Here is a 1,267-nt window from a genome sequence, read left to right on the forward strand (position 1 = left end):
TGTAGGCTTCCCATTTTCAGTACGAATCAAAAGTAGATTTTAAATCAGTTGATTGAATATTATTATTAGTATTATAACCGGATGTGGTAATGTGGTCAGGAAAAGCGCAGCTTTGTGCGTGTGCTTGCTGTCCACATTTCCACATCATGGGCGATAGCCCACCCAGGGCGCTGTGCGGTCTGTGGTGGTTATATTCATGTATCCATTTATCTGCTATTGTTCTTACCTCATCAATGGTTTCAAACAAATAAGCATCTAATACATTTTGCCTGTATGTTCTGTTAAACCTTTCTATTAAGGCATTCTGTGTGGGCTTGCCTGGCTGGATGTGTTTAAATTCAATACCATTTACATAGCTCCATGTTTGTGCCAGCTCTGCAATAAATTCAGGACCATTATCCATCCTGATTTTTTGTGGTTTGCCATAGCGGTTTACCAAATGTTTCAGTACCCATATTACCCTGCTGCTTTTAAGTGAATAATCTGTTTCTATGTGTAATACTTCACGGTTATAATCATCTATTACATTAAAGCACCGGAACTTTTTGCCATTACTCAATGCATCGCTCATAAAATCTATACTCCAGGTATGTGTAAAAGTTTGTGGTATATCAAGCGGCTCTTTTACCCTTGCAGGCAAACGTTTCTTCACCTTGCGGCGAAGAGAAAGCCCCATTTGTTTATATATGCGATGTACTCTTTTGTGATTTACTTTATTGCCACTGTTACGTAAGCGGTAATAACACATCCACATGCCTTCTTCAGGATGCTCCTTTACCAGTTTTTGCAACTGTTCCATAATGCTGGTATCTTCTTTTACAGATTGATAATGCAGGCTGCTCCTGCTGATTTGTAATACGCGACACGCCTTGCTGATGTCTTTGGGCCGCTCTTTATGCACCTGTTCTATTACTGTTCTTTTATCGCAAGGCTTCAGAGCTTTTTTTCAATAATGTATTTAGCTACATCAAGTTCCATAGCAAGATTGGCATACATACGTTTAAGCCGCGCATTCTCTTCTTCCAGTTCTTTTACCCGCTTCAATTCCGATGCTTCCATGCCCCCATAACGTTGACGCCACTTGTATAAAGCAGCTTTACTTACTCCATATTGACGTGTAATATCTTCGGCAGTTTTACCGCCTTCAAACTCTTTTAAAATGCCTGCAATCTGCGCAGGACTGAATGTGCTTTTTTTCATTTCTTACGTTTTAAAATTAAACTTTACTGTCTACTTTCAAAACGTACTGTTTTTGGGGAAGCTTACA

General features: G+C 39.5%; 2 protein-coding genes. Both read right to left on the reverse strand.

Translation table 11 applies throughout. From position 1 onward, the window contains the following. Positions 1-16 precede the first annotated feature (16 nt). Positions 17-901, reverse strand: a complete 885-nt coding sequence (locus BM015_RS21255; RefSeq protein ID WP_090663381.1) for an IS3 family transposase — start codon at positions 899-901, stop codon at positions 17-19. 32 nt (positions 902-933) lie between these two features. Next, complete coding sequence (locus BM015_RS21260) at positions 934-1,200, reverse strand: transposase (RefSeq protein ID WP_090663383.1); 267 nt, start codon at positions 1,198-1,200, stop codon at positions 934-936. Between the last annotated feature and the right edge of the window lie 67 nt (positions 1,201-1,267).

This window comes from Parafilimonas terrae (genome assembly GCF_900115755.1).
In the GTDB taxonomy this organism is placed as follows: Bacteria; Bacteroidota; Bacteroidia; order Chitinophagales; family Chitinophagaceae; genus Parafilimonas; species Parafilimonas terrae.